The organism is Rhodococcus sp. KBW08 (assembly GCF_003852455.1).
GTDB lineage: Bacteria > Actinomycetota > Actinomycetes > Mycobacteriales > Mycobacteriaceae > Rhodococcus_F > Rhodococcus_F baikonurensis.
In genome coordinates this window covers 1-23100 of the sequence record NZ_QAJJ01000004.1, presented here as the reverse complement: position 1 = coordinate 23100, position 23100 = coordinate 1, and the positions used below count along the sequence as shown (strand labels likewise).

General features: G+C 60.2%; 24 protein-coding genes and 1 pseudogene. 3 read left to right on the top strand and 22 right to left on the bottom strand.

Going from position 1 to position 23100, the window contains the following annotated elements; translation table 11 throughout:
• Nucleotides 1-11: 11 nt before the first annotated feature.
• From DBV08_RS04290 to DBV08_RS04210, 15 genes and pseudogenes are all read right to left on the bottom strand, one after another.
• Complete coding sequence (locus DBV08_RS04290; protein ID WP_124566643.1) at nt 12-449, bottom strand: urease subunit beta; 438 nt, start codon at nt 447-449, stop codon at nt 12-14.
• A 29-nt stretch (nt 450-478) separates the two neighbouring features.
• Nucleotides 479-781 (bottom strand): urease subunit gamma, encoded by a 303-nt coding sequence (locus tag DBV08_RS04285; RefSeq protein ID WP_003943837.1) that lies wholly within the window; start codon nt 779-781, stop codon nt 479-481.
• Between the two features lie 51 nt (nt 782-832).
• A complete protein-coding gene (gene amt, locus DBV08_RS04280; protein WP_232508993.1) occupies nt 833-2512 on the bottom strand; it encodes an ammonium transporter in 1680 nt (559 codons plus the stop codon).
• 575 nt (nt 2513-3087) lie between these two features.
• On the bottom strand, nt 3088-4083 hold the full coding sequence (locus tag DBV08_RS04275; RefSeq protein ID WP_124566642.1) for a squalene cyclase: 996 nt from the start codon (nt 4081-4083) through the stop codon (nt 3088-3090).
• Between the two features lie 92 nt (nt 4084-4175).
• Nucleotides 4176-4865, bottom strand: a complete 690-nt coding sequence (locus DBV08_RS04270) for an Imm52 family immunity protein (protein ID WP_260395322.1) — start codon at nt 4863-4865, stop codon at nt 4176-4178.
• A gap of 92 nt (nt 4866-4957) precedes the next feature.
• A complete protein-coding gene (locus DBV08_RS04265) occupies nt 4958-5653 on the bottom strand; it encodes an Imm52 family immunity protein (protein ID WP_260395301.1) in 696 nt (231 codons plus the stop codon).
• A 532-nt stretch (nt 5654-6185) separates the two neighbouring features.
• Entirely contained in the window at nt 6186-6959 is a 774-nt protein-coding gene (locus tag DBV08_RS04255) for a hypothetical protein (RefSeq protein ID WP_260395300.1), read from the bottom strand.
• Between the two features lie 247 nt (nt 6960-7206).
• A complete protein-coding gene (locus DBV08_RS04250) occupies nt 7207-7902 on the bottom strand; it encodes a hypothetical protein (protein WP_003943888.1) in 696 nt (231 codons plus the stop codon).
• A 42-nt stretch (nt 7903-7944) separates the two neighbouring features.
• Nucleotides 7945-8184, bottom strand: a pseudogene (locus tag DBV08_RS04245) (hypothetical protein); the annotation flags it as partial.
• Nucleotides 8185-8515: 331 nt separating this feature from the next.
• The gene (locus DBV08_RS04235) at nt 8516-9193 is read right to left on the bottom strand and encodes an SMI1/KNR4 family protein (protein ID WP_124566641.1); all 678 of its coding nucleotides are present in this window, start codon (nt 9191-9193) and stop codon (nt 8516-8518) included.
• Nucleotides 9193-11979 carry a hypothetical protein gene (locus DBV08_RS32760; RefSeq protein ID WP_260395299.1) on the bottom strand — a complete coding sequence of 929 codons (2787 nt, stop codon included), beginning with the start codon at nt 11977-11979 and terminating at the stop codon, nt 9193-9195. The genes DBV08_RS04235 and DBV08_RS32760 overlap by 1 nt, the downstream gene beginning before the upstream one ends.
• Entirely contained in the window at nt 11976-12314 is a 339-nt protein-coding gene (locus DBV08_RS04225; RefSeq protein ID WP_124566640.1) for a hypothetical protein, read from the bottom strand. The genes DBV08_RS32760 and DBV08_RS04225 overlap by 4 nt, the downstream gene beginning before the upstream one ends.
• A gap of 62 nt (nt 12315-12376) precedes the next feature.
• Nucleotides 12377-12775 (bottom strand): hypothetical protein, encoded by a 399-nt coding sequence (locus tag DBV08_RS04220; RefSeq protein ID WP_069146651.1) that lies wholly within the window; start codon nt 12773-12775, stop codon nt 12377-12379.
• Between the two features lie 90 nt (nt 12776-12865).
• On the bottom strand, nt 12866-13549 hold the full coding sequence (locus tag DBV08_RS04215; protein ID WP_124566639.1) for an MspA family porin: 684 nt from the start codon (nt 13547-13549) through the stop codon (nt 12866-12868).
• 590 nt (nt 13550-14139) lie between these two features.
• Nucleotides 14140-14991 carry a glycoside hydrolase family 43 protein gene (locus tag DBV08_RS04210; protein ID WP_260395321.1) on the bottom strand — a complete coding sequence of 284 codons (852 nt, stop codon included), beginning with the start codon at nt 14989-14991 and terminating at the stop codon, nt 14140-14142.
• 251 nt (nt 14992-15242) lie between these two features.
• Here DBV08_RS04210 and DBV08_RS04205 point away from each other — a divergent pair, with 251 nt between their 5' ends.
• From DBV08_RS04205 to DBV08_RS04195, 3 genes are all read left to right on the top strand, one after another.
• Nucleotides 15243-15737 (top strand): DUF1877 family protein, encoded by a 495-nt coding sequence (locus DBV08_RS04205; protein ID WP_124566638.1) that lies wholly within the window; start codon nt 15243-15245, stop codon nt 15735-15737.
• A gap of 401 nt (nt 15738-16138) precedes the next feature.
• Nucleotides 16139-16519: a hypothetical protein gene (locus DBV08_RS04200; RefSeq protein ID WP_030535797.1), complete on the top strand. Its 381-nt coding sequence runs from the start codon at nt 16139-16141 to the stop codon at nt 16517-16519.
• A 210-nt stretch (nt 16520-16729) separates the two neighbouring features.
• Nucleotides 16730-17533, top strand: a complete 804-nt coding sequence (locus DBV08_RS04195; protein WP_124566637.1) for a neutral zinc metallopeptidase — start codon at nt 16730-16732, stop codon at nt 17531-17533.
• A 571-nt stretch (nt 17534-18104) separates the two neighbouring features.
• Here DBV08_RS04195 and DBV08_RS04190 read toward each other — a convergent pair.
• The 7 genes from DBV08_RS04190 to DBV08_RS04160 all read right to left on the bottom strand — a co-directional run.
• Nucleotides 18105-18458 carry a hypothetical protein gene (locus DBV08_RS04190; protein WP_124566636.1) on the bottom strand — a complete coding sequence of 118 codons (354 nt, stop codon included), beginning with the start codon at nt 18456-18458 and terminating at the stop codon, nt 18105-18107.
• A gap of 193 nt (nt 18459-18651) precedes the next feature.
• Nucleotides 18652-18840: a hypothetical protein gene (locus DBV08_RS04185; protein ID WP_124566635.1), complete on the bottom strand. Its 189-nt coding sequence runs from the start codon at nt 18838-18840 to the stop codon at nt 18652-18654.
• A complete protein-coding gene (locus DBV08_RS04180; RefSeq protein ID WP_124566634.1) occupies nt 18837-19646 on the bottom strand; it encodes a hypothetical protein in 810 nt (269 codons plus the stop codon). The genes DBV08_RS04185 and DBV08_RS04180 overlap by 4 nt, the downstream gene beginning before the upstream one ends.
• A gap of 33 nt (nt 19647-19679) precedes the next feature.
• Complete coding sequence (locus DBV08_RS32205) at nt 19680-21800, bottom strand: hypothetical protein (RefSeq protein ID WP_185564446.1); 2121 nt, start codon at nt 21798-21800, stop codon at nt 19680-19682.
• Nucleotides 21797-22138 carry a hypothetical protein gene (locus DBV08_RS04170; protein ID WP_260395296.1) on the bottom strand — a complete coding sequence of 114 codons (342 nt, stop codon included), beginning with the start codon at nt 22136-22138 and terminating at the stop codon, nt 21797-21799. Before DBV08_RS04170 ends, DBV08_RS32205 begins: the two co-directional genes overlap by 4 nt.
• A gap of 84 nt (nt 22139-22222) precedes the next feature.
• Nucleotides 22223-22618, bottom strand: a complete 396-nt coding sequence (locus tag DBV08_RS04165) for a hypothetical protein (protein WP_124566633.1) — start codon at nt 22616-22618, stop codon at nt 22223-22225.
• Between the two features lie 128 nt (nt 22619-22746).
• Nucleotides 22747-23100: MspA family porin (locus DBV08_RS04160; RefSeq protein WP_148090782.1), on the bottom strand; the 354-nt coding region annotated here is incomplete at its 5' end.

Genomic DNA, 23100 nt, shown 5'->3' with positions numbered 1-23100 from the left:
GTGAACGAGAATCAGTCGGTTTGAGGTTCGGACAGAAAGCCGAGTTCTTCGGCACGCTGGACGGCTCCGGGAAGCCGAGGGCGGTAGTCGGCGTGGGTCGGCGCCCAACCGTCGACAAGTCCGTTGAAGCCTTGAACCCGTTGCTTGCCGCCGAACGGCACCAACGTCACTTCCTTCTCGTCGCCCGGCTCGAACCTGACCGCCGTGCCCGCTGGAATATCGAGGCGCCAGCCGAAGGACTGTTCACGATCGAAGGACAACGCGCGATTGACTTCCATGAAGTGGTAGTGCGAACCCACCTGGATGGGACGATCACCGGTGTTTCGGACTCGCAACTTCAAACGTGGACGGCCCTCGTTGAGTTCGATCGGCTCGTCCCGCAACACGTATCCGCCGACCGGTACCTTCTTCTCGCCGCCGGAATCCTTCTTCGTCGATTTGCTTGCCATCTTGGAGTGCTCCTGACATCTCGGTCGGGCTACTGGATCGGAGAGTGCACGGTGACGAGCCGGCTACCGTCGAGGAACACCGCCTCGACCTGCACGCGCGGAATCATCTCCGCGACACCTTCCATCACATCGTCGACCGTCAAGGCGTGCGATGCGTCGGCCATGACCTCCTCGAGGGTCTTGCCCTCCCGAGCTCCCTCCAGAGCGGCTGCAGTGATGACTGCGACGGACTCCGGATGATTGAGTTTGAGCCCCTTTGCCTTTCGCCTCAGTGCGACATCCGCCAACATGAGAATTGTCAGCTTGTCGAGTTCTCGCGGTGTCAGATGCATTCCGAACGCTCCTTGTCGATCATGCGGTAACTCCCTGTCGTCGAATACATGTCAGCTCCCCTGTTCCGTCGCTTCGGTGAGAGGTTCGGCCGCCTGCTGGACGAAACCGCTCCTCCTGCCGCCCGAGTACTCGTTGATCGCGTCCAGAACCGCCTGGGCATGTTCCGACGCGACCAGCACCTCGACACGCAACCGCTCCGTGAACACGACGTCGTTGCGTTGCCCGCGAAACTTGAGCGAGGCCGAGCCGCTCGCGGAGACATGCGCTTCCGATACGACTATCGATTCCGCTCCGGCAGCCAGCAGCGCCTCCCGAAGCTTCTCGGACTCGATGGTCTGCAATACCGCGGTGATGAGTTCGTGCTTCGGGGCGCCGAGGTTCGGAACAAGTTTTGCCCCCTCGACCAGAACCCCCGAGTCGAACCCGCTGGTCTGCGGCGCACCACCGGCGTCGACGAATGCGGCGTTGTAGCGGTATGCGTCCATGCCTTGCTGACGACGGTCGATGTCCACCTGGTCTTTCGGGGCCAGCTTGAGACCGATGGTCTTCTCGATGCCCGTGGCGATCAGCCAGGTCACCACGAACGAGAAAGCTATGACGACGATCAACGCCAGCGCCTGCTCGCCGAGTAGTCCTGCGCCGCCGCCGAAGAAGAGTCCATCGCGGCCGATCGAATTGATCGCCTTTTCGCCGAACAAACCGAGAAGGAGGGAACCGAGGATGCCGCCGATGAAGTGGACCGCGATGACGTCGAGCGCGTCGTCGAACTTGAAGATCGACTTGAGCGCGAGCGCGAAGTGGCAGACCAGTCCGGCAAGCGCGCCGATCGCCAACGCGGAGAAGGTGCTGACGAAGCCGGCGCATGGAGTAACGGTCGCGAGACCGGCTACCGCGCCGGTGATTCCACCGATCGCCGTGGCCTTGCCCTCGGTATACCTTTCGATGACGAGCCAGACGACCATGCCGCCTGCTGCGGCGATGTGAGTGTTCATCAAGGCTTGTGCCGCCACACCATCGGCGGCCAATCCGTCGCCTGCGTTGAATCCGAACCAGCCGAACCACAGGATGCCTGCGCCGATCAACGCCAGAGGCACCGAGTGCGGGACTGCCTCGGCGTTGGGCCATCCCGGACGTTTACCTACCACCAGCAAGATTGCCAGAGCGGCGGCGCCGGCGGATGCGTGGACGACAATTCCGCCGGCCCAGTCCTGAGCTCCGCGGAGCGCCAACCAGCCTTCGGGATTGAAGAGCCAGTGCGCAATCGGGGGGTAGACGATGATCGACCACAGCACGAGCAGAACGGCCCAGCCCAAGGGCTTGAGCCGGTTTGCGGTCGCACCGGTGATCAGCGCGGGCGTGATGATCGCGAACATCATCTGATAGACCACGAACGCCAGAGTCGGTACCGCGACTGCACCTTCGATCAGGTGGAAGCCCGGGGCGGCGGCAGTGTGTATGTCCTGCAAGCCGAACAATTTGAGGTCACCGAGGAAGCCGGAACCCCAGTCTCCACTGAACGCGAAGCTGTATCCGAACACGACCCAGGTAATCGAGACGAGTCCGAGTGGGACGAGGTTCTGCTGCAACATGACGAGCGCACTGCTACCACGCACCAGACCGGCGTAGAAGAAGGCGAGTCCGGGAACCATGAAGAGAACCAGGCCAGCGGAGATCAGCACCCACGCCGTGTCCCCACTGTCTATCACTGCTTCGGCTAACACCATTTCCATCGACATCAACGACCTCCGAGCATTATTCGGACCTGAACAAAGTCATTGGTTAGAGCAGCAATTCGCGATGTTCCGGTTCACTGCGACAGTTACGCTACGCCCCATAGTTGCACCTTCTCAGCAAAATCGGGGGAACATCCGGTTTTCACGTTTAGTAGAGCATTGTTCTGGGAAAAGATGGGACTTTGCCTGAACATTGCGGACGCTCCACAACCTACAATTGCGGGACCAATTCTCACCGAAAGTGGTTTAAGTCTTGCAAAATGGGGAACGTAGCCGCAGGTGAGCGACACTTTCGAAGCAGAAATGCCGTTTCCAACTCGGGACTTAGCTCCCTAACCAAGACAGCCGCGAGCGCCCTGTTTGATTACCAACGTCGGTGACCCGCCTATCCAATCGGGTAGGTAATTTCACCGAACATCTTCTCACCTGTTCAGATGACTAACCTTCACCGCACTGAGGGCAATCCTGTCGTTAATATGTTCTTCATCCGTACTGGATATTTCGACCGGAAAGTCGAAGATCACCTTTCGATAACCTTTAAAGGTGAAAAAACTCTCGCTGTAACTCTTTTGTTATGCAGAACCTAGAAGGGAGGGTTGATCCCACCAGGCGAGCACTCGGATGCCGGACAAAGTCAGCCACTTCGACGGCTCCCCCGCCTCTGTGTCGACCTCGAACCACACCCGCCCCGGTTGGCGACCGGCCTGGAGCCACGTCCCATCCGAGGCTCGGGCGGCCCGGATCATCTCGATCGCGTCCGCCATTCGCGGATCAGGCTCATTTCCATACGACAACGACGCTTCACGGAAGTAGTCGGCTGCGTTGAGCACGTTGTAACGCCACTGGAACGGGTACGCGAACCGGCCGACCCAGGGCCCCACCGGTTCCCCGGTCGAGAGTCTCCGGAACAGACCGCGCTGCAGCAAGAATTCCTCACCGGATCGTCGAGCCGCGCACGTCTCATTTGTTCCCCCGGTCGCGATCTCGTACGCGAGAAGCCCTTTGAGGGAATTGAGGGTCGAATGAAACGACGATCGCGTCGAACCTTCGATCCACTCGCAGTTCCACCCACCATCCGGAAGTTGATGCCGCACAAACCAATCAGCCAGTTCATCAACGCGAACATCGAGCCACACACCGTTTGCCACCGTCCAGGCGTTGATGCAGCAATCGACCTCACCGTCCCAGTACGGCCGGCCCTCGTACTCCCAGCGACAGTTTTCCGCGAGCAGTTCTGCGGTACGACGCTCCCACAGAACACTGGCGTCGAGGCCCCACTCACGCAATGAGTTGAGCGTCCATGTTGTTGCCGTCCAGGGTTGCGAACTTTGTTCTGCTGCTTCAGTTCCCGCGAAGTCGAATTCTGCCGGGAAGAACGCCCCACCCGCCCATTGGCCGTCTCGATCCTGTAATGAAAGCAGGCGTGCACCAAATCCTTTGGTGGCGATCGACGCGCGCGTCGCCGCCCACACAGTGGGCGCTTCGTTCAGCAGGTCGCGCTCCACCTGCCACCGAATCGCTGGATCCGAATCGAGCAGCCACGCGAGCAAGTCGGTTCGGGGTGCCATCTGGCAATACTATCGAAAGGCGAAGCAGGCCATCCGGTTAACGCATTTCTCGACATCTGATGCAATGGTGAATTCCGGACCCGTTGCGTGGCCTACACCGGGTAATCCAACGCCGCCCGCACCGCCAGGATGTCGGCGGCAGCGACCTCCATTGGCTTGTCCCCCAACCGAATCAACGTGCCAGTGGGCAGTTCCTCTACCACCGCAGACCGGGGGAGTTTGCTGCGGTCGACTGCGATCTGGGAATAGAAGTACGTCTCCCATCCCACCTCGACCTCGCCTTTCGACCGCTTCTGAAGTTTTCTGTAGTCGCCGATGCTCCACCAGGCTCGCTCCGGTTTCCAATGCTTGACGATCACTCTCACGATCGCGTCTCCGATGCCTGGGTCGAGTAACCGTCGTAGTTCGGAGGGAACATCCTTCTCTGTCGGCAACGCCACTTGAACGCTGTTGGGTGCACTGGTTTCCAAGCCTCCGACCCAGCCGATGATTGCGCGCGCGGTTCCGTCTTCCGGTGACAAACTGATGCTGTAGCCCGGCCCCGGCGTGTCCGAGTACCCCATCTCCCCCGAGCGGGAGTGCTCGAAGATTCGCACCAACCCGTCCACACTGAGATCCGCAGTGCCTCGACTTCGTTGCTTCGTATTCACCCACGGCAATGCCAACTCCGGGTCGATCGCCGCCAGATCGTCGAGGAAAGCCCGCATCGTCTGCGCCACCTCCTGACTCGACTGCACCCGCGTGCCCCAATATCCGGCTACCGTCGGCCGCCGCCCGAACATGCTCACCGCCCCGTCCTTTCCAACCACTGCGTAATAGTCCCCGTCCGACTACGTGTCGCGACATGAGCAAGGGTCGGCGGTCACGCGGCGTCTTAGACCGGGTAACCCAGTGCTTCCCGCACCGCCAGGATGTCGGCAATATCGACGTCTAACGGTTTCTCGCCCAACCGAATCAGCGTTCCGTTGGGGAGTTCCTCCAGTGCGGCGACGACGGGCAGTTTGCTGTGATCGAGATCGATCCCGGACCGAATGTATGTCTCCCACCCGACTTCCACCTCTCCAGCCTTTTTCCCTTGGGCTTTCTGGTATACCGGCGTTCCCCAACGGGCTTTGTCTGGAGACCACTGTTCGATGATCGCTTTCATGATGGCGTCACCGACGCCTGCGGTTAGCAACCGCGATGCCTCCCCATTTGCTTGTTTCTCCGGAGGGAGGGTGACGTTGACGAGATTCGGAACCCTCGGAACATTCCGGCCGAGAGAGAATTGGATTCTCAAGAACTGATATCTGTCCGGGTGCAACAAACTCACGATGTAGCCGAGGTCGAAGGCAGCAACGGATTGCCCTTCGACATCCTTCGCTGCCCGGAAGATTTTCGCTAGGCCTTCCACGCTTAGATCGGTCGACTCGGAGGCAGTCTCGGGCGAAAACACCCAAGCTTGTCCAAGTGCTGGATCAATGTTCCTCAGACTATGAAGAAACGAGAACACCTCCGCTGCAATGCCTTCTACCGGTTGCGTCCGAGGGCCCCAATACCCGATCACTGTCGCGCCACGATCCGAATTCATCGACCTTTCCTTTCCAGCCACTCTGCGATCGTCATAGTCGTTCTCGGCAAATCATTGTCATTGAACAGTTGTGGTCCGGGTTGCTGCGGAGCGCCGGGGGCATCCGGATTCACCGGCACCTGACCGACATCAGGCAGAGTCGGCACACTTGGTTCCTCGGTGCGACCTGGCGAGGGAGCCTCCAGGGTGGAGTTCTCGGGTCTCGGGTTCGACCCCGAATCGCCAATCCCACCGGGCGAGAGTGATTCCCACTCGCCACGATCGGGATCGCCGGGAAAGTGGGTTGCGAGGGTTCCGGAATCGCGGGATCCGGGCGTGCAGGTTCATTCACGGACGGAACAGAGGGTTGATCATGCTCGGCAGGTGGAACTGTGCCGTCGATGGCGGGTATGCCGCGCGGTGGCACTCCACCCGGAGCGTCGATCAGCTGGTGCGTAGCCGGATCGGGATCGCGGCGCGGTAATTGCGGGCAGGCTGGTCGGTCCGCGCCATCCCTACCTGCAGGCAGCCCCGAGTGCGCCCAACGTAGGGCTCACAGCCGTCTGAAACCTTTGGGTAGAGGAATCTCCGGTCGTTCGGTCGGCAGTCCTGCTGCTGCGCGGATGCTTCGGATGTCCTCGACTGTTAACGGCGTGGACAGATTCTTCTGGATGACGATTGTGCCGTCCTGGTAGGGAAATGCCTCCACGCTGGGCGGGAGCTGCGTTTCCTCGATCGGCAACTCAGGACCGAAGTAGGTGCAACTGCCCACGATCGCGTCACCCGGTACGTTGAACTGAGGCGATGATTCGGTTCGGCGGTAGAGCACGGTGACACGCGAGTCCCAGATATCGGCTAGCCCCTGAACGAGCTTCAATGCCAGCGAAATCAGTGATTCGTCGGCAAAGGCACATGCGAATGCGCCGGACCCTGAGGTGCCCCCGAAACTGACAACGACTTTGACGTCTCCAGCGGGTGAATACAGGGTCATATGTCGTCCCAATGAGAGGGGATACATACCGCCGGTGGCATCGGGGGATCGTCTGCGCTCGATCAATGCGGCTTCGATCGATTTTTCCGTCGAAGGTACAAGGATCTGACGGAGATTCGACGCCAAGGCCTGCTCGACTCCGGCACCGTCGGGGAGGGCATCGCCTACTGTTTGGTACAAGTCGACGTCGAAGACACGATCGATGTCGCGAAGCAATCGTAGCGAACGTGCAACGAGCGCGGCCGTGACGGTTTCGCTTTCAGGCGAACCCTTTCGTGGAATGACCTTCACTGTCAAGCCCACCGTAGGATTGCGGCGCAGTGATGACGTAGGCACTTTCACTCCCCTCCAAATACGATGATGTTGATGTTCTCCATCCCGATGACCTCGTCGAACGCATCCTCCATTATCTGAGCAGCTTGTTCTTAAGAACACCATCACCTGCGGACGTGAGCTTGGCCGTAACTTCTGGTGTCACAGCCGGCGCGAGCCTTTCGGTAGGCGAACCTCCGGTCGTTCGGTCAGCAGGCCGACTGCTGCACGGATGCTTCGGATATCGTCGGCAACCAACGGGGCGCGTGGATCACGCTGGATGACGATCGTTCCTTCTCTTGTACGGAAAAGCTTCGACAGTGGGTGGGATCTGCGTTTCGTTGATCGGCATCTCAGGGCCGAAGTAGGTGCAACTGCCCACCGTTGCGTCGCCGGGCACGTTGTACTGAGGTGTGAGCTCCGCATCCCGGTAGAGCACGGCCGTGGGAGCGTCCCAGATATCGGCCATACCCTGGACGAGTTTCAATGACAGTGAGATCAGAGATTCATCGGCGAAGCCCCCTGGGTACGGCCAGATGAAGGTGCAAAGTAAGGAACCTGCTCCTGCCGTACCCCCGAATCCGATGAGAATTTCGATGTTTCCGTTGTCGGTGAACAACCTGAGTTGATGCCCGAATGAGAGTGGGTAAATCCCGCCTGCGGCATCAGGAGACTTTCTGCTCTCGATCATTGCGGCCTCGAGGAGGCCTTCTGCCTGAGGCGTGAGGATCCGCCCACCATTCAATGCCAGAGCCTGCTCGACCGTAACGCCGTCGGGAAGGTCATTCCTCACGGAGCGATACATGTCGACGTCAAAGACTGGGTCAAGCTTTCGAAGGAACTGCAGTGACCGCGCTGCCAGCACTGCGGTGACCGATTCGGCTTCCGGCGGCCCCTTCCGCGCCATGACTTTCACGGTCAACCCGGACGCCGGATCGCGACGTAAAGATGAAGCAGACAACGTCACTCCTGCTCGAAGACGATCGACCAATCGGAACAGTCTCTGGCGCTACACCGGGTAACCCAACGCCGCCCGCACCGCCACGATGTCGGCGGCATCGACCTCCATTGGCTTGTCCCCCAACCGAATCAACGTGCCAGTGGGCAGCTCCTCTACCACCGCAGATTGGGGGAGTTTGCTGCGATCGAACGTAACTCCTGAATGGAAGTATGTTTCCCATCCCACCTCCACCTCACCTTTCGACCGATTCTGAAGGTGCCGGTAGTCGCCGATGCTCCACCGAGCCCGAACTGCCCACGATCGCGTCGCCGGGTACCTTGCGCTGAGGCGATGATTCGGTCCGGTGGTAGAGCACGGTGACGCGAGAGTCCCAGATATCGGCCAGCCCCTGTACGACCCTGAACGCCAGCGCAATCAGCGATTCGTCGGCAATGGTGCAGGAAAACGAGTCGATGCGTGAGGTACCCCCCGAAACCGATCATGACCTCGAGATCCCTTTTGGTCAGACAAATTGATCATCTGCTCTTGGGAGACTGGATCCCAGACACGTGCCACGTGGGGCAAGACCGCACACAAATTTCTTAGACTGTCTCCAGTCTGGATATCCAAGGCGCAGGCTCTAGGCACCGAGTCCGACGTTGGTCCAGATATCAAGGTAAGTGGAGTAATCGACCAATTCAGGGGGTTCCGTCGATGACCACACAACACCCCTTGTCGATTCCTCACCAAAGTACAAGCAAAGATAACCGCCGCCGCCCGATCTGAATGTCGCGATGCAACGAGCCGGATCTGGGTATTCTTCAGGGGACAGCCCGTCCAGAATAGACCATTCAAAGCTGTCAATTCGAAACATATCTTCAAGAGGCAGTGGCCCGACAGTCTTACCGGCAATATAGTACCAACCGTTGTGCAAATTTGAATAGAAATTCTTTAGACTGGGGGGGAATTTATTCCAATACCCTGGAAGTTCATCACCATCCACTACCGGTGGCGTACCCAAATAGTAGAGATCGGTCCCGTCTGCCATTTTAATTTTATATAGAAGAAAAAACCTATTTTCAGACCTGAGCAACCGAACATCGGATAGATTCTCTTTAATGTTTCTGTAAGTGTCGCCCAATATCGGTCGCCCAAATGCATCCCATTGGTCCAATATCCCCGAAATTCGAGCTGCAAGGTCACCATTTAGTGCATCCAACCAATAATTCGGAAGCGCCGTACGTTCAAGTGGTGTCAAGTCGTCAATCTCCACAAGCACGGGCGAGTCGATATACCGCGAAATCTTGACCAGATCCACTACTGAACTCCATTCAATATACTAGATATCATTTGACGAATTTCCTCAGTAAGATGAGTTTCGATTTCGATCATAGCATCCCGGAATTCAGGGGAAACCGGGATTCCGCCCTTCACATAGCCCCACCAGTCTGCCCAACTCTTGGCGCCCTTTGACGTATTCGCAGTCGGGCTCAAACCCAGGAAGTTATCGACGTAGTTCAATACTTGAATTTGCTGCTCGAAGGTCAACTGCGTAAAACCAGGCATGTCGAATATGACCCTCATCGGTACGGTGTGATCCGCCTCGAGGACGTCGGGCAATGTGAGCCCGGGAAGAACCGGGTCCGGTCCGCCACCTTCGTGATCAAGGTTAACTATGTCGCGGATCACATTTGTCGGCGTTTTTCGACGCAGCGACGCATACAATTGAGCTAAGTCAGCGGCCGTCAGCGGGTTGCCTTCGGAATCCAAGCGAGGATCCTCGGGTGCAGCCTCACCCGAATCAGATGACTGCTGCGGAGGTGATTCTGGACTTGTCTCGGCACCATCGGTGAGTGAATCTACGACTTCTTGCACCGCGTGAATGAAGTTCGACGCTAGTACCCGCTCGACGGATGAACGTTCGGTGGGATCTGGGCGGACCGTCGGATCGGCGATCGTGCTCGGGTCGGGATCAAAGGGGTCGAACTCCGGGGGTCCGGGCTGGGTCGGCGCACCGGGAGTCTCGGGATCGACCGGAATGTGGCCTGGGTTGACCGGATCGACGGCCGGTTGCTCGCCAGGTTCGGGAGCCGAAGGTTGTTCGGGGTCAACTAATCCAGGTGTGGTGGTGCCGGGGTCTACTGGTGGTTCGAAACCCGGATCCGACGGTGTTGCCGGATCGCCTGAATCCGGCTCGCTGGAGGGATCTTGCGGCTGGGTCGGATCGTGATCACCAGGCAGACGCGGTACAGGCCGCGGCGTGGGCCTCCGAGGCGGCGGCTTCGCGGCAGGTCCGGCCGGCCCGGGCTGGGTGTGGCCGGGAGTGTCCTGCTCATGCGCTGGGGGCAGTTTCACGAACGGAGAAAGGACAGTGCGAAGAAGTGCCTGATCCTGCGGAGAAAGCAGGGCTATAGCCTTCACAAGCACTTCGGCGAGATCTACTCCGGCCTCGAGCGCCCATTCCTCGAGGCTTTCCATGCGGCCGAACAGTTCCGAATCCCCCAGACCCACACCTGCAAGGATTTGCGCGAACAAAGCTGCGATTCCAGCGGTGAGCATGAGCCCGGCTTCGGCTGCACTGAAGATGCCGCCGATGATCGGAATTCCTGCCAATTCTGCTTGCGGTGTGTCGGTTTCGTTCGGTGTAGCGGGCGCTGGGTCGATGGATGGGGATGTCCCGGCACCTGGTCCGTCCCCGCCGATGTCCTCGGCCGGCGACTGCTGCGGGATCTGCTCCGGCACTTGCGCCGGAGCCTGCTCAGGGACTTGCGCCGGTGCCTGCTCAGGGACTTGTGGTTCGGGCTCGACCGCGGGTGGGACTGGTGGTTGAGTGGGTTTCGGTTTCTGGACTGGTGGATTGGGGGCCTTGTGGCCTTCGACCTGCGGTGTCTCGTTCCAATGTGGACCGTCATCTGAGCGGGTGCCGTCGTCCTCACCGGAGATTTTGGTCGGGCGCGCCGGAGCAGAGGATTTCTTGCCGCTCTGTGTGCGATCCTGCGGGTCCGCCAAAATCGGATACAGCACGTTCTCGATACCCGTGGTGTCGACGACCTGCACGAGTTGCCCGTCCCGGATCTCGTAATGCGTCGGGATGGGTGTGCCGTTGGCGTCGTACGCCCACGGGGCATCGATTGTCGAGACCGGATTCCCGTCGGCGTCGAAGACGGTGACCGTGCGATCGGGGTTGACACTCATGTGACCGCCGGGCGGCACCGTCACCGGAATCACGGATTCGTGCGACGACGTTTCGTCGTGGATCAGGAAGAAGAACCGGCTTCCGCCGGTGATCGGATCGAACACCCGCAACGAGGACTGCCCGCCAGGTGCGTACGCAGTCAACGGCGACGCGACAGTCCCGACCGCCTGGGAGAGTACTGATTCGGGCGTGCGGGGGCTGAAAGGTCCCGGCCGCCCGCGCACTCCGATACCCGCAGCGGTGAACGCTGCAGCGCCGATCAGGGCGAGTTCGAGATACCGGTCACGGCCCGAGTCCTCCCCGGCGGTGGAAACATCTGTTGCCGGGTCCGGAACCGTTTGGGCCGGTGCGATATTCGAATCCGAATCCGCGGGGATCGGTCCGGGACCACGATCGGTGGTGGTTCCCTCACCCGGGGTGGGTGTGGGTGAGGGAACCGCTGATGCCGATGCATTGGGGAATGCACCGACACCAGTTTCCGAGGCCGAGGCCTCGGAAGCAATGGGCGGAACCTCGATCGTCGGAACCGGGACGATGGGGGTGCCGTTGTAGGTGGGAAAGTTCGTCGGAGCATTGGCCCCGACATTCGGGCCACCGCCTGGAGCTTGCGCACCGGGGAGCCCGACGGTGGTCGTCGGCGCAGCCGTCGCCGTCGTGGACGGCGCGCTCAGGCACGGGTTGATGATCTCTGGCGGGATGGGTGCGCCAGGTGGCAGCGACGCAATGAGATTCAGGTAGATCTGATGATCACGTGCCCGCACCGCCGCGCAGTCTTCTTCCGGCGTCGCGTTCGCCGGAGCGGCGGAGAGTGCAATTCCCGCACCGATCGCTCCGGCCGCTCCGGTCAACAGCGCCCCAGCGGCAAGCACTCCCGCGAGAGTCCGGCGAAGTCGTCTACCGGACTTCACCGGTGCGCACCACGATTGTCACTCTTCTTCGTTCGGAGTAGCGCGATGAGTTTGTCTGCGCCCCACCAGAACAACCGTCCGGAGATCGACATCCACAAGAAGAATGCCAGGTAAACCAGGATCGTCCCGTAGTCGTTCGCCCAGCCGGCAAGCTTCCCGATCACCGCGAATGCCGCGATCAGCAACCCCAGTCCGACTGCCGTAGCGATCACAGCCTTGGAAAAAGGACTGAGTTCGCTGTCCGGATCCCAGTCATCAACGTCTGCAACGTCTTTGCTGTCGACGGCAGCGGGTTCCGTTTGCACACTGCGACGTTCGGCGTTGTTGACGGTCATGGCTGGAACTCCAAACAGGAAGGGAGAGCGGGGACAACGAGTCGCCGGTACTGGGCGCGGTATCAGTTCCAGTACTGGTAGGCCAGGGTGACGTACCCGGCGTTGGCCGGGTTGTTCGGATCAGCCAGGTAGACATCGACGTAGCCACCAGCATGTGCAGCGGCTTCGCCGATCACTACGCGGTCGGGGGCGCTGAGCTTGCCATCGGGGCCGACGGTGAGCGCCGAGCCCGGTGCGAGCTCAATCCACCGCTGCGAGCCTGGAACGATGTCGGAGATGGCGTCCGGGATCGGGCTCGCCGCCAACGCCGCGGTTTCCGCATTCGAGAGCGACAGACCGATCCGACCCTGCTCAGGTTCGACGATCGGAGTTGCGGCAGATGCCACGCCGGCGCCGAGAACACCGAACAGGGCGATACCTGCGGTGAGAGTTCCGGCAGTGGCTAAGGTACGAATCTTCATGATTTCTCCTTTGTGGGCGTGATGAGTAACCACCCCTGGACTGGGCGGATCGGGAATAGTCGCCAGCAGCGCTGACGACGGCTGCGTGGGTTAGAGCCAGGTGGGATCGGAGTACACGAACAACGTGTTGTCCGACGTCGCCGTCGACACCGAGAGTTGCGCATACGAGCGAATCGTCACCGGCCCCATGCACGCATCAACCTTCACGTGCACGTTCTCTGCCGTGATCGACGCCTTCGACGACTCGAGATCCTTCTTCCCCAACGGAATCGTCGTGATCGTGCCCGGCGCAATCGTCGACTGAATACTCGGATTCACCGACGCATTCACACCCACGTTCGCCGACGGGACACCCGAAATACTCACACCGACAGACGGGCCGAGCGAAAAGCCAAGCCCCAAGCCAAGTCCGGAGGAAACATCGATCTGGCAGCCGATCTGCAATCCCTGCTCGACATAACCGGTCTTCACCGCCGAATCGCCCGCACCACCAATCGTGCCGGTCACCTTCGCCGACACAAACCCCTCACGGGTGAACGCCGTCGTCGCCAAATTCGGCACCGGATTCGCCGACAGTTTCGTCGCGGCAAGATCCAACGACCAACCGTCATCGGTGACCGTACTCGCGAATTTGTCCGCCAACGCCGTCGGCGTTGCCGATGCGCTCCCTGCGAAGACAACACCAGACGACAGCGCGGCAACCGCACACGCCGCGAGCCCTACCGCGGCCCTCGATCGACGATGGGATACGCCGTTTTGCGATTCGACCGACATGAACTGCTCCTCCACGTGACACAGCAACCAGAGCGGTAGCCGACAACTAACTGAATTAGTTACCGGACGGTACCAATCGTCCTGTTTGCCCGCCAGCGCGCCATCTCCCCCATCTTGGATTTAGGGTGAACTTCCGGTAACAGATATATATCGACAGGCTTATCAGCAGCGAAAAGGACCTAGGTCCCACTATGAGCAAGGTCACCGTTTACGGACGAGAAGATCCGTCAGAAACAGTGCGGCAAATCGAATTGAATCCGCATTTCGCGGGCCTCAGAGCAGTTGAAGACCGAAAGTGCGGGCATCAAGCCAGTGCGCGTACTTGAATATGAAATTAACAGGCATTACTTGGCAATCAATCGTGAAGTACGGTGCCCGAGCGGGGCCTGGGAGCGCAACTCTGCACAGCTCACGCGGAGATGCTCACTTCGTGGTCGGCGCGAACTCGTCGGACCCAACGGCATCGCATCGTTAGCTTGTCAATCACTGATTCGCGCAGGCGACGCACACAAGTAGTACGCAAGTACGAGAAAAAGCTCTGACCAAGACCGGAGTCCTTGATCAGAGCCCTACCAACTCGGGGTCGAAAGTTATGCCGGTTCTCTCATGATGCCGAGATGCCGTGCAGTCCCGGACACCCCAGGAACCTCTTGCACAGGCGACCAGGTATTCAGCCCGTCCGTGCTGTCGGAGTAGAGATACTTACCTTCGGTATAGGCGTCGAGATAGATCCGCCAGTCGCCGCTCGGCAACTGAACTACGGCCGGACCTTCGACAAGCAAACCCCAATTCCCTGGCGGCACAAACGAATAAGGTCCCGTCACCGAAGGAGCGACCGCATGCTCGACGACCTTCCTCGTCTCGTTCTTGGTGAACGCATGATAGGTCGATCCGACTTTGACCACGGTGGTGTCGATGTGGTCCGCACCGATCCCGGCGAGCGGAACAGGCGGGCTCCACAACCGGAGCGACGGTTCCAACGCCGTCATCAGATACGGCACAAATCCTCCACCGGTCGACATCGACAGGATGACGTTGACACGATCGCCGTCCACAAACCATTCAGGCGCCCAGGCCTTGGTGACGAATGGTGACAGCGACGGCCCGTCGCTGAAACCAGCCGAACCCGAGAAGCCCGGCGGGCTCGCAGAACCGGTGCCATCTCCCGTACCAGGCATCAAGGCGCAGCAAAACGGAACCGGATAGTTCCCCAGCGGCGTCCAGTTGATGCGGTCGCTGCTGCGTGCGAACCCGATGTTCGCCCCACCACCCGTCGTGTAGGTGAGGTAGTACAACCCGTCCGTGTTCCGGAAGATGCTCGGATCACGCACGAGCCCAGACGGCGGCCTGTACGCCGACTGCTGGACGAGCTGAAAGCCGGTGCCGTCGGCCGACTCGTAGACATCCATGTCACGGTCGCTGGCATTGCTGAACGCCACCATTGTGTATTTCCAGTCAGGCGGCGGCGCGGCGCTGCTGGCAGGGGCTGCGACCAGCAACCCCGCGACGACGAGGATCACCAGCGATACAACAGAAAGGCCGGTCCGTTTTGTCGGAATCACCGATGAAGTATGTATGACAGCAGGCCCACCATGGGTAACTTCGGCCGGAGGCAGAGCAGGATCGTTACCTGAGGCGATTCGTCTTGTAGTGACGGCGGGACGCCAGCAAGGTCGGCCGTTAGCATCACGCCATGGAACTTGGGGTGCATTTCGCGCTGTCAGACAGCGTGGCAGCGGAACTTCTGGACGCGCGCGGCGACGACGACAAACTCGGCGCTGTGGTCGAGGACATCGAGGAGACGGGCCGATCCGAGTTCTCGTGCGACACGGACAAGGCGTGGGATCCGATCCTGTGCGCCCTCTCCAGCACGGGGTACGAGCGCGTGTCCGAGAACTGGCCGGCCTACGGCGTGATCTTGGGGGACGAAGACCTCAACACCGACACCGACGACCAACTCGTCACCTACCTGGCACCCGATCGGGTCGCCGAAGTCTCCTCGTACCTGGCGGAAATCACCGAATCCGAGTTCGGCGTGCGCTACGACGCGATGCCACTCGACGACCGCAACCCGGAGTACGGCTCCGACGAGCGCGGGTACGCCTGGGGCTGGCTTCGGGAAGTGGCGGACTTTTTCCAGCGCGCGGCCCGAGAGCGTCGCCACGTGGTATTCACCATGCGGTTCTGACAGTCGAGAGCCCACCGCCGAAGCAGCGCGCTCTCGAAGAATGAAAGACCGCTTGACAGTGGCGCTCAACTGTGGAGGACCCTCTGCGCGGGTTCTTGCTGTGACAATTCCTGTGCCGCAGCGTTTCTGGGTGACCGAGTGTGTGTCCTTCTCGCAGCCAGACCGAGCAGTAACGGAAACGTAACGACAGCCCGCGCGCTTCTCTGGCATTCACGATCTCGACCAGCAGTTTCACTGAAACAGTTTATTCTTCAACGGATTTCCAGTAGTGAGCTGCATCTCAAACCAACCCAGTGGATTGCTCATTGTTTGCGACATGGCGTTGACTGTTACCGGAAGAATCAGACAAAGTGGCCTGTGGAGGCGCAACTCGAGTGGGCCACCGACGAGGGAGAAGCCGAATGACGCACCTACGCAAGATGATTACCGCGGCCGCATTGATACCTGCCGGTATCGCAGCCATCGCACTCAGCGGCGCGGGCGCAGCATCAGCTGTTACTCCGATCGCCGACAACGGGCGCATCGGCGTGCAGCTGAACCAGGGTGAGACGGCATTGTTCGGCCAGCTCAATGCCGGCGCTGCGATCGAAAGCATCACTAACTCCACCCAGATCGGCGTGCGCCTCGCACCAGGATCGCGCTTCGAGAGCGGCCCCAACGTCGTCTGGGGACGTCTCGACCAGTTCGCCAACGAAGCAGCCTCCCGTGGTGGAGAAATTTCTCTCGGCGTACTCAACCCGGCGAGGGGTTCACAGCAGTTCTTCTTCATTCAGAACTGGTAATACCCTCCGCCGTCGAATTGATGCTTCGCTCTTCCTGTGGCGGGGCGGAGTATTTTTCGTTTCCCGTGGCCACGTTCGTCGCCGAGTGTTGAACAGGCGACGTTATCCCGGACGACTTTTGCGAGGACTGCAATCGGGCACCGATGCGTGCGGGAATTCCCTGTGCCGCTGCGTAATAACGCATCCACAACCGACCCCTGAGGCGAACGAATGAGCTGGACTCGAAAAGAGATAGCGATCATCGTGACCGCCACCGCGGTCGGGCTGGTCGTCGTCCTGGTGGTCGGGGTCAATCTCGCCGCCTCCGTGGTGAAACGGGTGCTGCCGTCATATGAAGCGGTCGCCGAAACCAGCCAACGATTGACCGACACGGATATGCAGTTCCCGGAGATCGACTGCACGCCAGTCGATTGGCGCGGCGACATCACCCGTCAAAAGAGGTATGCGGAAGGGGTGATGGCCTGCCTGGACGAGATGTGGAGCCCCACTGTCGACAGAGAACTCAGAGGCGGCAACCTCGTGACACCTCACGTCGACATGCGCCTCGAAGGCGACGATGCACCCATCCTCTGCGGAGAAGGCGCAGACGTCTACGGGATCAGTTTCTACTGCCCCAGAAACCAGACCATCCGCATCTGGACGTACGACAGTTTCAACGAACTCGACCTCGTCAGAGTCGCCACCCACGAATACGGACATCACCTTCAGGAGGCGATGGGGATCGAATCGCAGCTGTCGTCATTGGCCGCGCGAGAAAACGATCACCGCGAGGTGATGTTGATGACCCAACGCCTGGAAGCTCAAGCTGAATGCCTGTCCGGCGTCAGCGCCAATCACATCCTGCCCTACCTCGCCGAACTGTCAGTACAAGAAGACGACATCGACATCCCCGGCGAAGACCCCGAAGACACCCACCCGAGTCAGGCCAACAACAGAATGTGGTTCAACCGAGGAATGCAGGAGGGACTCAGCTCCTGCGACACGTGGAACGCACCGGAATCAGAGATTCGGTGAATACGTAACGCGGCCTGAGTCCATTTTTGGGGGCATCGATAGTCATTCATTTCGGACGGAACTGGGGCGGTGGAGTGGTTGCGAGATTGCGGGAAGTCCCCGACAAGAACGATCATCCCGCTGTCAAAGGTTGGATCCAGCTCTCGAAGGAACTGCAGCGACGTCGCTCTGCGCCGACGCGGACCTCGTCGACGGCGATCTTGGCACGATCGGACACGAAAAAGCCCCTCACCTGTATGAACAAGTGAGGGGCATCTGCGGAGGCAAGTGGATGGCATTCAAACTTAACTGTCCAGACGAGGCGGATGCTCGAAAAATGGGATGACCTGCAGAGTTGAGGTGAAGAGGGCTACCGCTCGGGATGGCGCTGACCGCTACTGGACCACTTGGGCTGCGCGAAGAGCTATTTCGAGCCACCGGTCATCCTGGTTGCTGTACAGCTTGCGCCATCCGGGCAGGTGTACGCCGCCATGTGGAAAGTACTGTTTCCCATGGCATCCCGCTACAAGCTGTTCGGGTACGCGCGAGGGTCGTATTGAGGACATCACGTCAAAGCGCTCTACGCGCCGGCTCAGGTGTTGACCTGATTTCCGTCAGAATCGGTATCTCGTGCTTGGCGGTCAGTGTCTTTGTAGTGCAGTTTGTCGTACCTGTTTACCGGAGGTGCATCCTTCTGCTCGCGGTAGAGCGCCCGTGTCAGCCAAGCACCGAAAACATCGTTGAATCCGGTGGGATGCCTTCGCGTGAGGAAGGGGGTCCACCACCACGCCACGAACACAGCAGCGAAACCGCACAACAGAACAGGTCCGAGAATCGACCGCTGTGGGGCTGTGAGCCAGGCGAAAACGATGGTCAGGATCGACGAACTCCAGTAGATCGCTCTCGCATGACTGCGGTACATCATGTAAGGCGTGGATACGATCATCGCCACAGCCCCCGCAGTGATTGCACAAATTCCACAAACGGTGGTCATGATGTCGCTTGTAGGGAGATGTGTTGTCGGCATGCAGGACGATTCTGTTGGAACCAAAGACCGAGGAGCGCGACAGCGGGAAGCTGTTGGCTCTTGCCGTGTCCAGGTTCTGAATCCCGAGCGGCCGTCGAACAGGATATGTTGCTCACGCTGCCCGACGTTGTTGTCGACGCCATCGTTGGAAGAGGATCTGCACGACGCGAGCGGCAATGAAGACAATGGCGGCGATTGACGCTCCGAAAACGAACGCGGACTCGGAGAAGACCATGAACAGCACTGCGGGAACTGCTATTGCGCCGAGTACGGCGAGCGCAATCATGTCCGGATTCTTCATGAGGCCGCTTTCTGCTCGGTGGTGTCTTCTGTGATCACGTGGTGCACGATTTCCTCCGGGAGTGCGCTCGTCTCACCCGTCCATCCTCCGCATTCGAGGCGTAGGTAGCCGTCTTGAAAGGGCGAGGCTTCGGTGATGATTCCCGGTCCTACCCGGTAGAGCGACGATCCGTGCGAGGTGTTCTCGACACGGACACCTGGCTTGAGCACGAGGTCGAGTGCGTAGCGCCCGCGGGCGGAGGTTTCGATCTTGTCAATATCGGACCAACGCAGATATCCGCTGTAAGCGCGGCCGAGTTCCATCCGCATGCCATCGCCGTCAATATCGATACGAAACCGTCCGACGTACCTCAGGGGAGAGAGAATGCTGGCACCGATCGATAAAGCGCCGAGCACCAACCACCAATTCGAATTGAACGAGCTACCTCCGGATTTGGTCGCATAGTTAAGACCGACACCGACGAAAGACAGAGCACAGGAGACCAACGCCGACCACAACCACAACGCCGATGCCCACCGAGTTGCGGCGGTCATGGTGAAAGTGCGGCCTTGACCTATTTCTTCAGAGTTCGTCGCGGGTTTAGGAGGAAGGGCCACAAACGTCACTAGCGAAATGCAGCACACAGCGCCGCAGGCCGCAGCAAATGCCCCCAATCCGAAAACCGCATTCGAGGACGCCTCGTACATCACGATCGCACTGATTGCGAAGACAACGACACTGACAATGAACGCGAGGAAGCCCAGCTCGCCGCGTTTCTGGGTCCATTGAGCATGGAGGGTGCGTGTAAGTTCCGTCCTCGAAGTCATCGAACTACCTTTGCTTCTATCCGAGCTCGTCATCTAGTCCCAGAACTTCGATATCGCCCACGCCGCAGCATAGCCAGCTGCCACACCAACGGCGACCGCGACCACCACGGGGGCGGCACTGACAGCAAGCACTGCGCCACCGACAGCTGCCGCTGCGACGGTTCCTCCCACGTTGGTGGCGACCGATTCGGCGACACTAGGTCCGTTTTCTGATGTGAGATCGGAGGCTATCGCTGCTCCTGTGACGATCCACCCAAGCGCAGGGATCGGTTTCGCGAGGCCCTTCACACCATTCACTGCCCCTTGCCACACGGCGCGTGTCGTCGACACGTTCGGCGCTCGCGTCGCAGTGGCTCGTTCTGCCATTTGCCCCGGGGTATCAACAATTCCACCGATCACGTTGAGTGGACCGAATTGAGTAGTCCAATTCTCGTCGGTCGATGGCTTGCCCTGCGGTGACGTTCGGGGAGTCATCGAATTCGGTGCCCCATCGCCGGTGGTGCCGGGTTTGATCGGGACATTGCCGGTGAAACCGTCCGGGACGTCGCCGTGCGCTGCAGCGAGTTGGTTGGCCGCTTGCTGCTCCGCGCTGACGGATGGCTTTTGAGGTGTCGTGCGCGCTGTCATCGAATTCGGTGCCGACGTATTCCCGCCAGTGGTGTCGCCCGCATTCGTGTTCCCACTGTTCTGCGGACTCGTGCGCGAAGTCTTCGAGTTCGGCGCACCCGAAGTGTCTGTACCCGAAGGGACCTCGCCGTGCGCTGCAGCGAGTTGGTTGGTCGCTTGCTGCTCCGCGCTGACGGGCGGCTTCTTCGCGCGGGTGCGCTGGGTCATCGAGTTCGGTGCCGACGTGTTCCCACCGGAAGTGTTGCCCGAATTCGTGTTTCCACTGTTTTGCGGTTTCTGCGCGCTCGTGCGGGAGGTCATCGAATTCGGCTTGGGTGCGGCGGTGTTCGTATTCTTCTGGACTTGTTTCGAAGCGACAGAGGTGGGTGCCTTCGCCTTCTTTTCCGGCGGATCAGCCAAAATCGGATAGGCGGTCGCTTCGTCGGCGTACACCGTCTGAATCAGGCGGCCGTCGCGCACTTCGTAGTCAGTCGGAACAGGATTGCCGTTGGCGTCATACGCCCACGGAGCTGCCACCACCGAGACGGGGTTTCCGTCCGCGTCGAAGACGGTGACTGAGCCGTCCGGATCAACGCTCATATGCCCGCCGGGCGGAACCTCGACGGGGATTTCCGCTTCGTGTGAGGACGTCGCGTCGTGGATGAGGAAGAACGTACGACGTCCCCCGCCCGGTTCGGTGACCGTGATCTTCGACTGGCCACCCTTCGCATACGCCATGAGCGGTGAGGCGAGGGTACCGACTGTCTGGGAGAGGATCGATTCCGGCGTACGCCCACGCAACGGTATGCGTGGGCCGAACGGTGAACGACGCCCACGTACCCCGATCCCGCCGGCAGTGAACGCAGCGGCACCGACCAACACGAGTTCGAGGTAACGGTCACGGCCGTCGCCTTTGTCGAGCCCCGAGGTCGTGACATTCGGAGTTGATTCCGATTGCCCGGGAGCACTATTCGGCGTCGCCGCGAGAACCGGTCCGGGACCACGATCAGTGGTCGATGCGGGTGCGGTCGATCCAGCGGGTTGCGATGTGGTCGGTGCAGGCCCGCTGGTGGTCGTCGGAACCGGGATCCCTGCAGGGTTCTCGATGCTCGATGGTGTCGGGCTATTCGGTTGTCCAGGCTGTTCCGGTTGCGCCGCACCTGGCACGGGAACAATGGGGGTGCCATTGTAGGTGGGGAAGTTCGTCGGAGCGTTCGCTCCGACGTTCGGGCCACCGCCCGGAGCCTGTGCACCCGGTAGTCCGACGGTGGTTGTCGGGGCGGCCGTCGGGGTGGTGGTGGGTGCGGTCAGGCACGGGTTGATGTACTCAGGCGGGATCGGAGAACCAGGAGGCAGTGACGCGATCAGATTCAGGTAGATCTGATGATCACGTGCCCGCACCGCCGCACAGTCCTCCGCTGGTCCCGCAGTCGCAGGTGCGGCGATCAGTGCGATTCCCGCACCGACGGCTCCAGCTACTCCAGTCATCAGCGCTCCGGTGGCAAGTACTCCCGCGATGGACCTGCGCAGCTTCAGCACGGACTTCACCGGCGATCACCCGTGTTCGACTTCTTCCGCGCCTCGGCGATGAGCTTGTCCGCGCCCCACCAGAACACCCGGCCCGCGATCGACATCCACAGAAAGAACGCCAGATACACCAGAATCGTCCCATAATCAGCGGCCCACCCACCGAGACGTCCGATCACCGCGAACGCCGCAATCAACAATGCGAGACCGAAGACGGTGGCGATCACGGCCTTCGATGTTTCGCTCAGCTCACTGTCGGGGTCCCAGTCGTCGACGTCCGCACTTTGACCACTGTGCACTGTGGCCGGCGGCTCCGTCATCGGGCGGGACCGAGCGTGTTCAGCGTTGCGGATGGTCATGACAGAAACTCCAAACGGCGGATAGGTGAAGTGAAACAACGAGATCGGCGGCAGCAGTCAGGGTCCGGAGTTACCGGCCCTAGTTCAGTTCCAGTGCTGGTAGGTCTGCACGATGTAGCCCCCGGTGACGGGGCTGTTCGCGTCGGACACGTAGATGTTGACGTAGCCACCCGGATGCGCCGCAGCTTCGGCGATCACGACCCGATCGGGGGCGCTTGCCCTGCCATCGACGTTGGTGATGACCGAACCCGGAGCCCGGCCAACCCAACGTTGCGAGCCGGGAACAATGTTCGCGATTGCATCGGGGATCGGGCTCGCCGCCAGTGCTGCGGTCTCCGCATTCGAGAGCGAAAGCCCGATCCGACCCTGCTCCGGCTGCACGATCGGGGTAGCAGCCGATGCCACGCCCCCGCCGATAACACCGACGAGGGCGATACCTGCGGTAAGCGCTCCGGCTGTGGCCAAGGTACGAATCTTCATGAACTTCTCCTGTGATGCTGATTGATGGGCAAACCCGTGACTCGGGCCTCGTGTGACGGGGTGTGCGAGGGCATGGTGGCCTGCGCAGAGTGGGTTGAGAATGCAGCGCTGACGACGGCTGCTCGGGGTTAGAGCCAGGTCGGATCGGAATACACGAACAGGCTATTGTCCGAGGTTGCAGTTGAGACGGCGAGTTGTGCGTAGGAGCGGATCGTCACCGGCCCCATGCACGCATCAACCTTCACGTGCACGTTCTCTGCCGTGATCGACGCCTTCGACGACTCGAGATCCTTCTTCCCCAACGGAATCGTCGTGATCGTGCCCGGCGCAATCGTCGACTGAATACTCGGATTCACCGACGCATTCACACCCACGTTCGCCGACGGGACACCCGAAATACTCACACCGACAGACGGGCCGAGCGAAAAGCCAAGCCCCAAGCCAAGTCCGGAGGACACATCGATCTGGCAGCCGATCTGCAA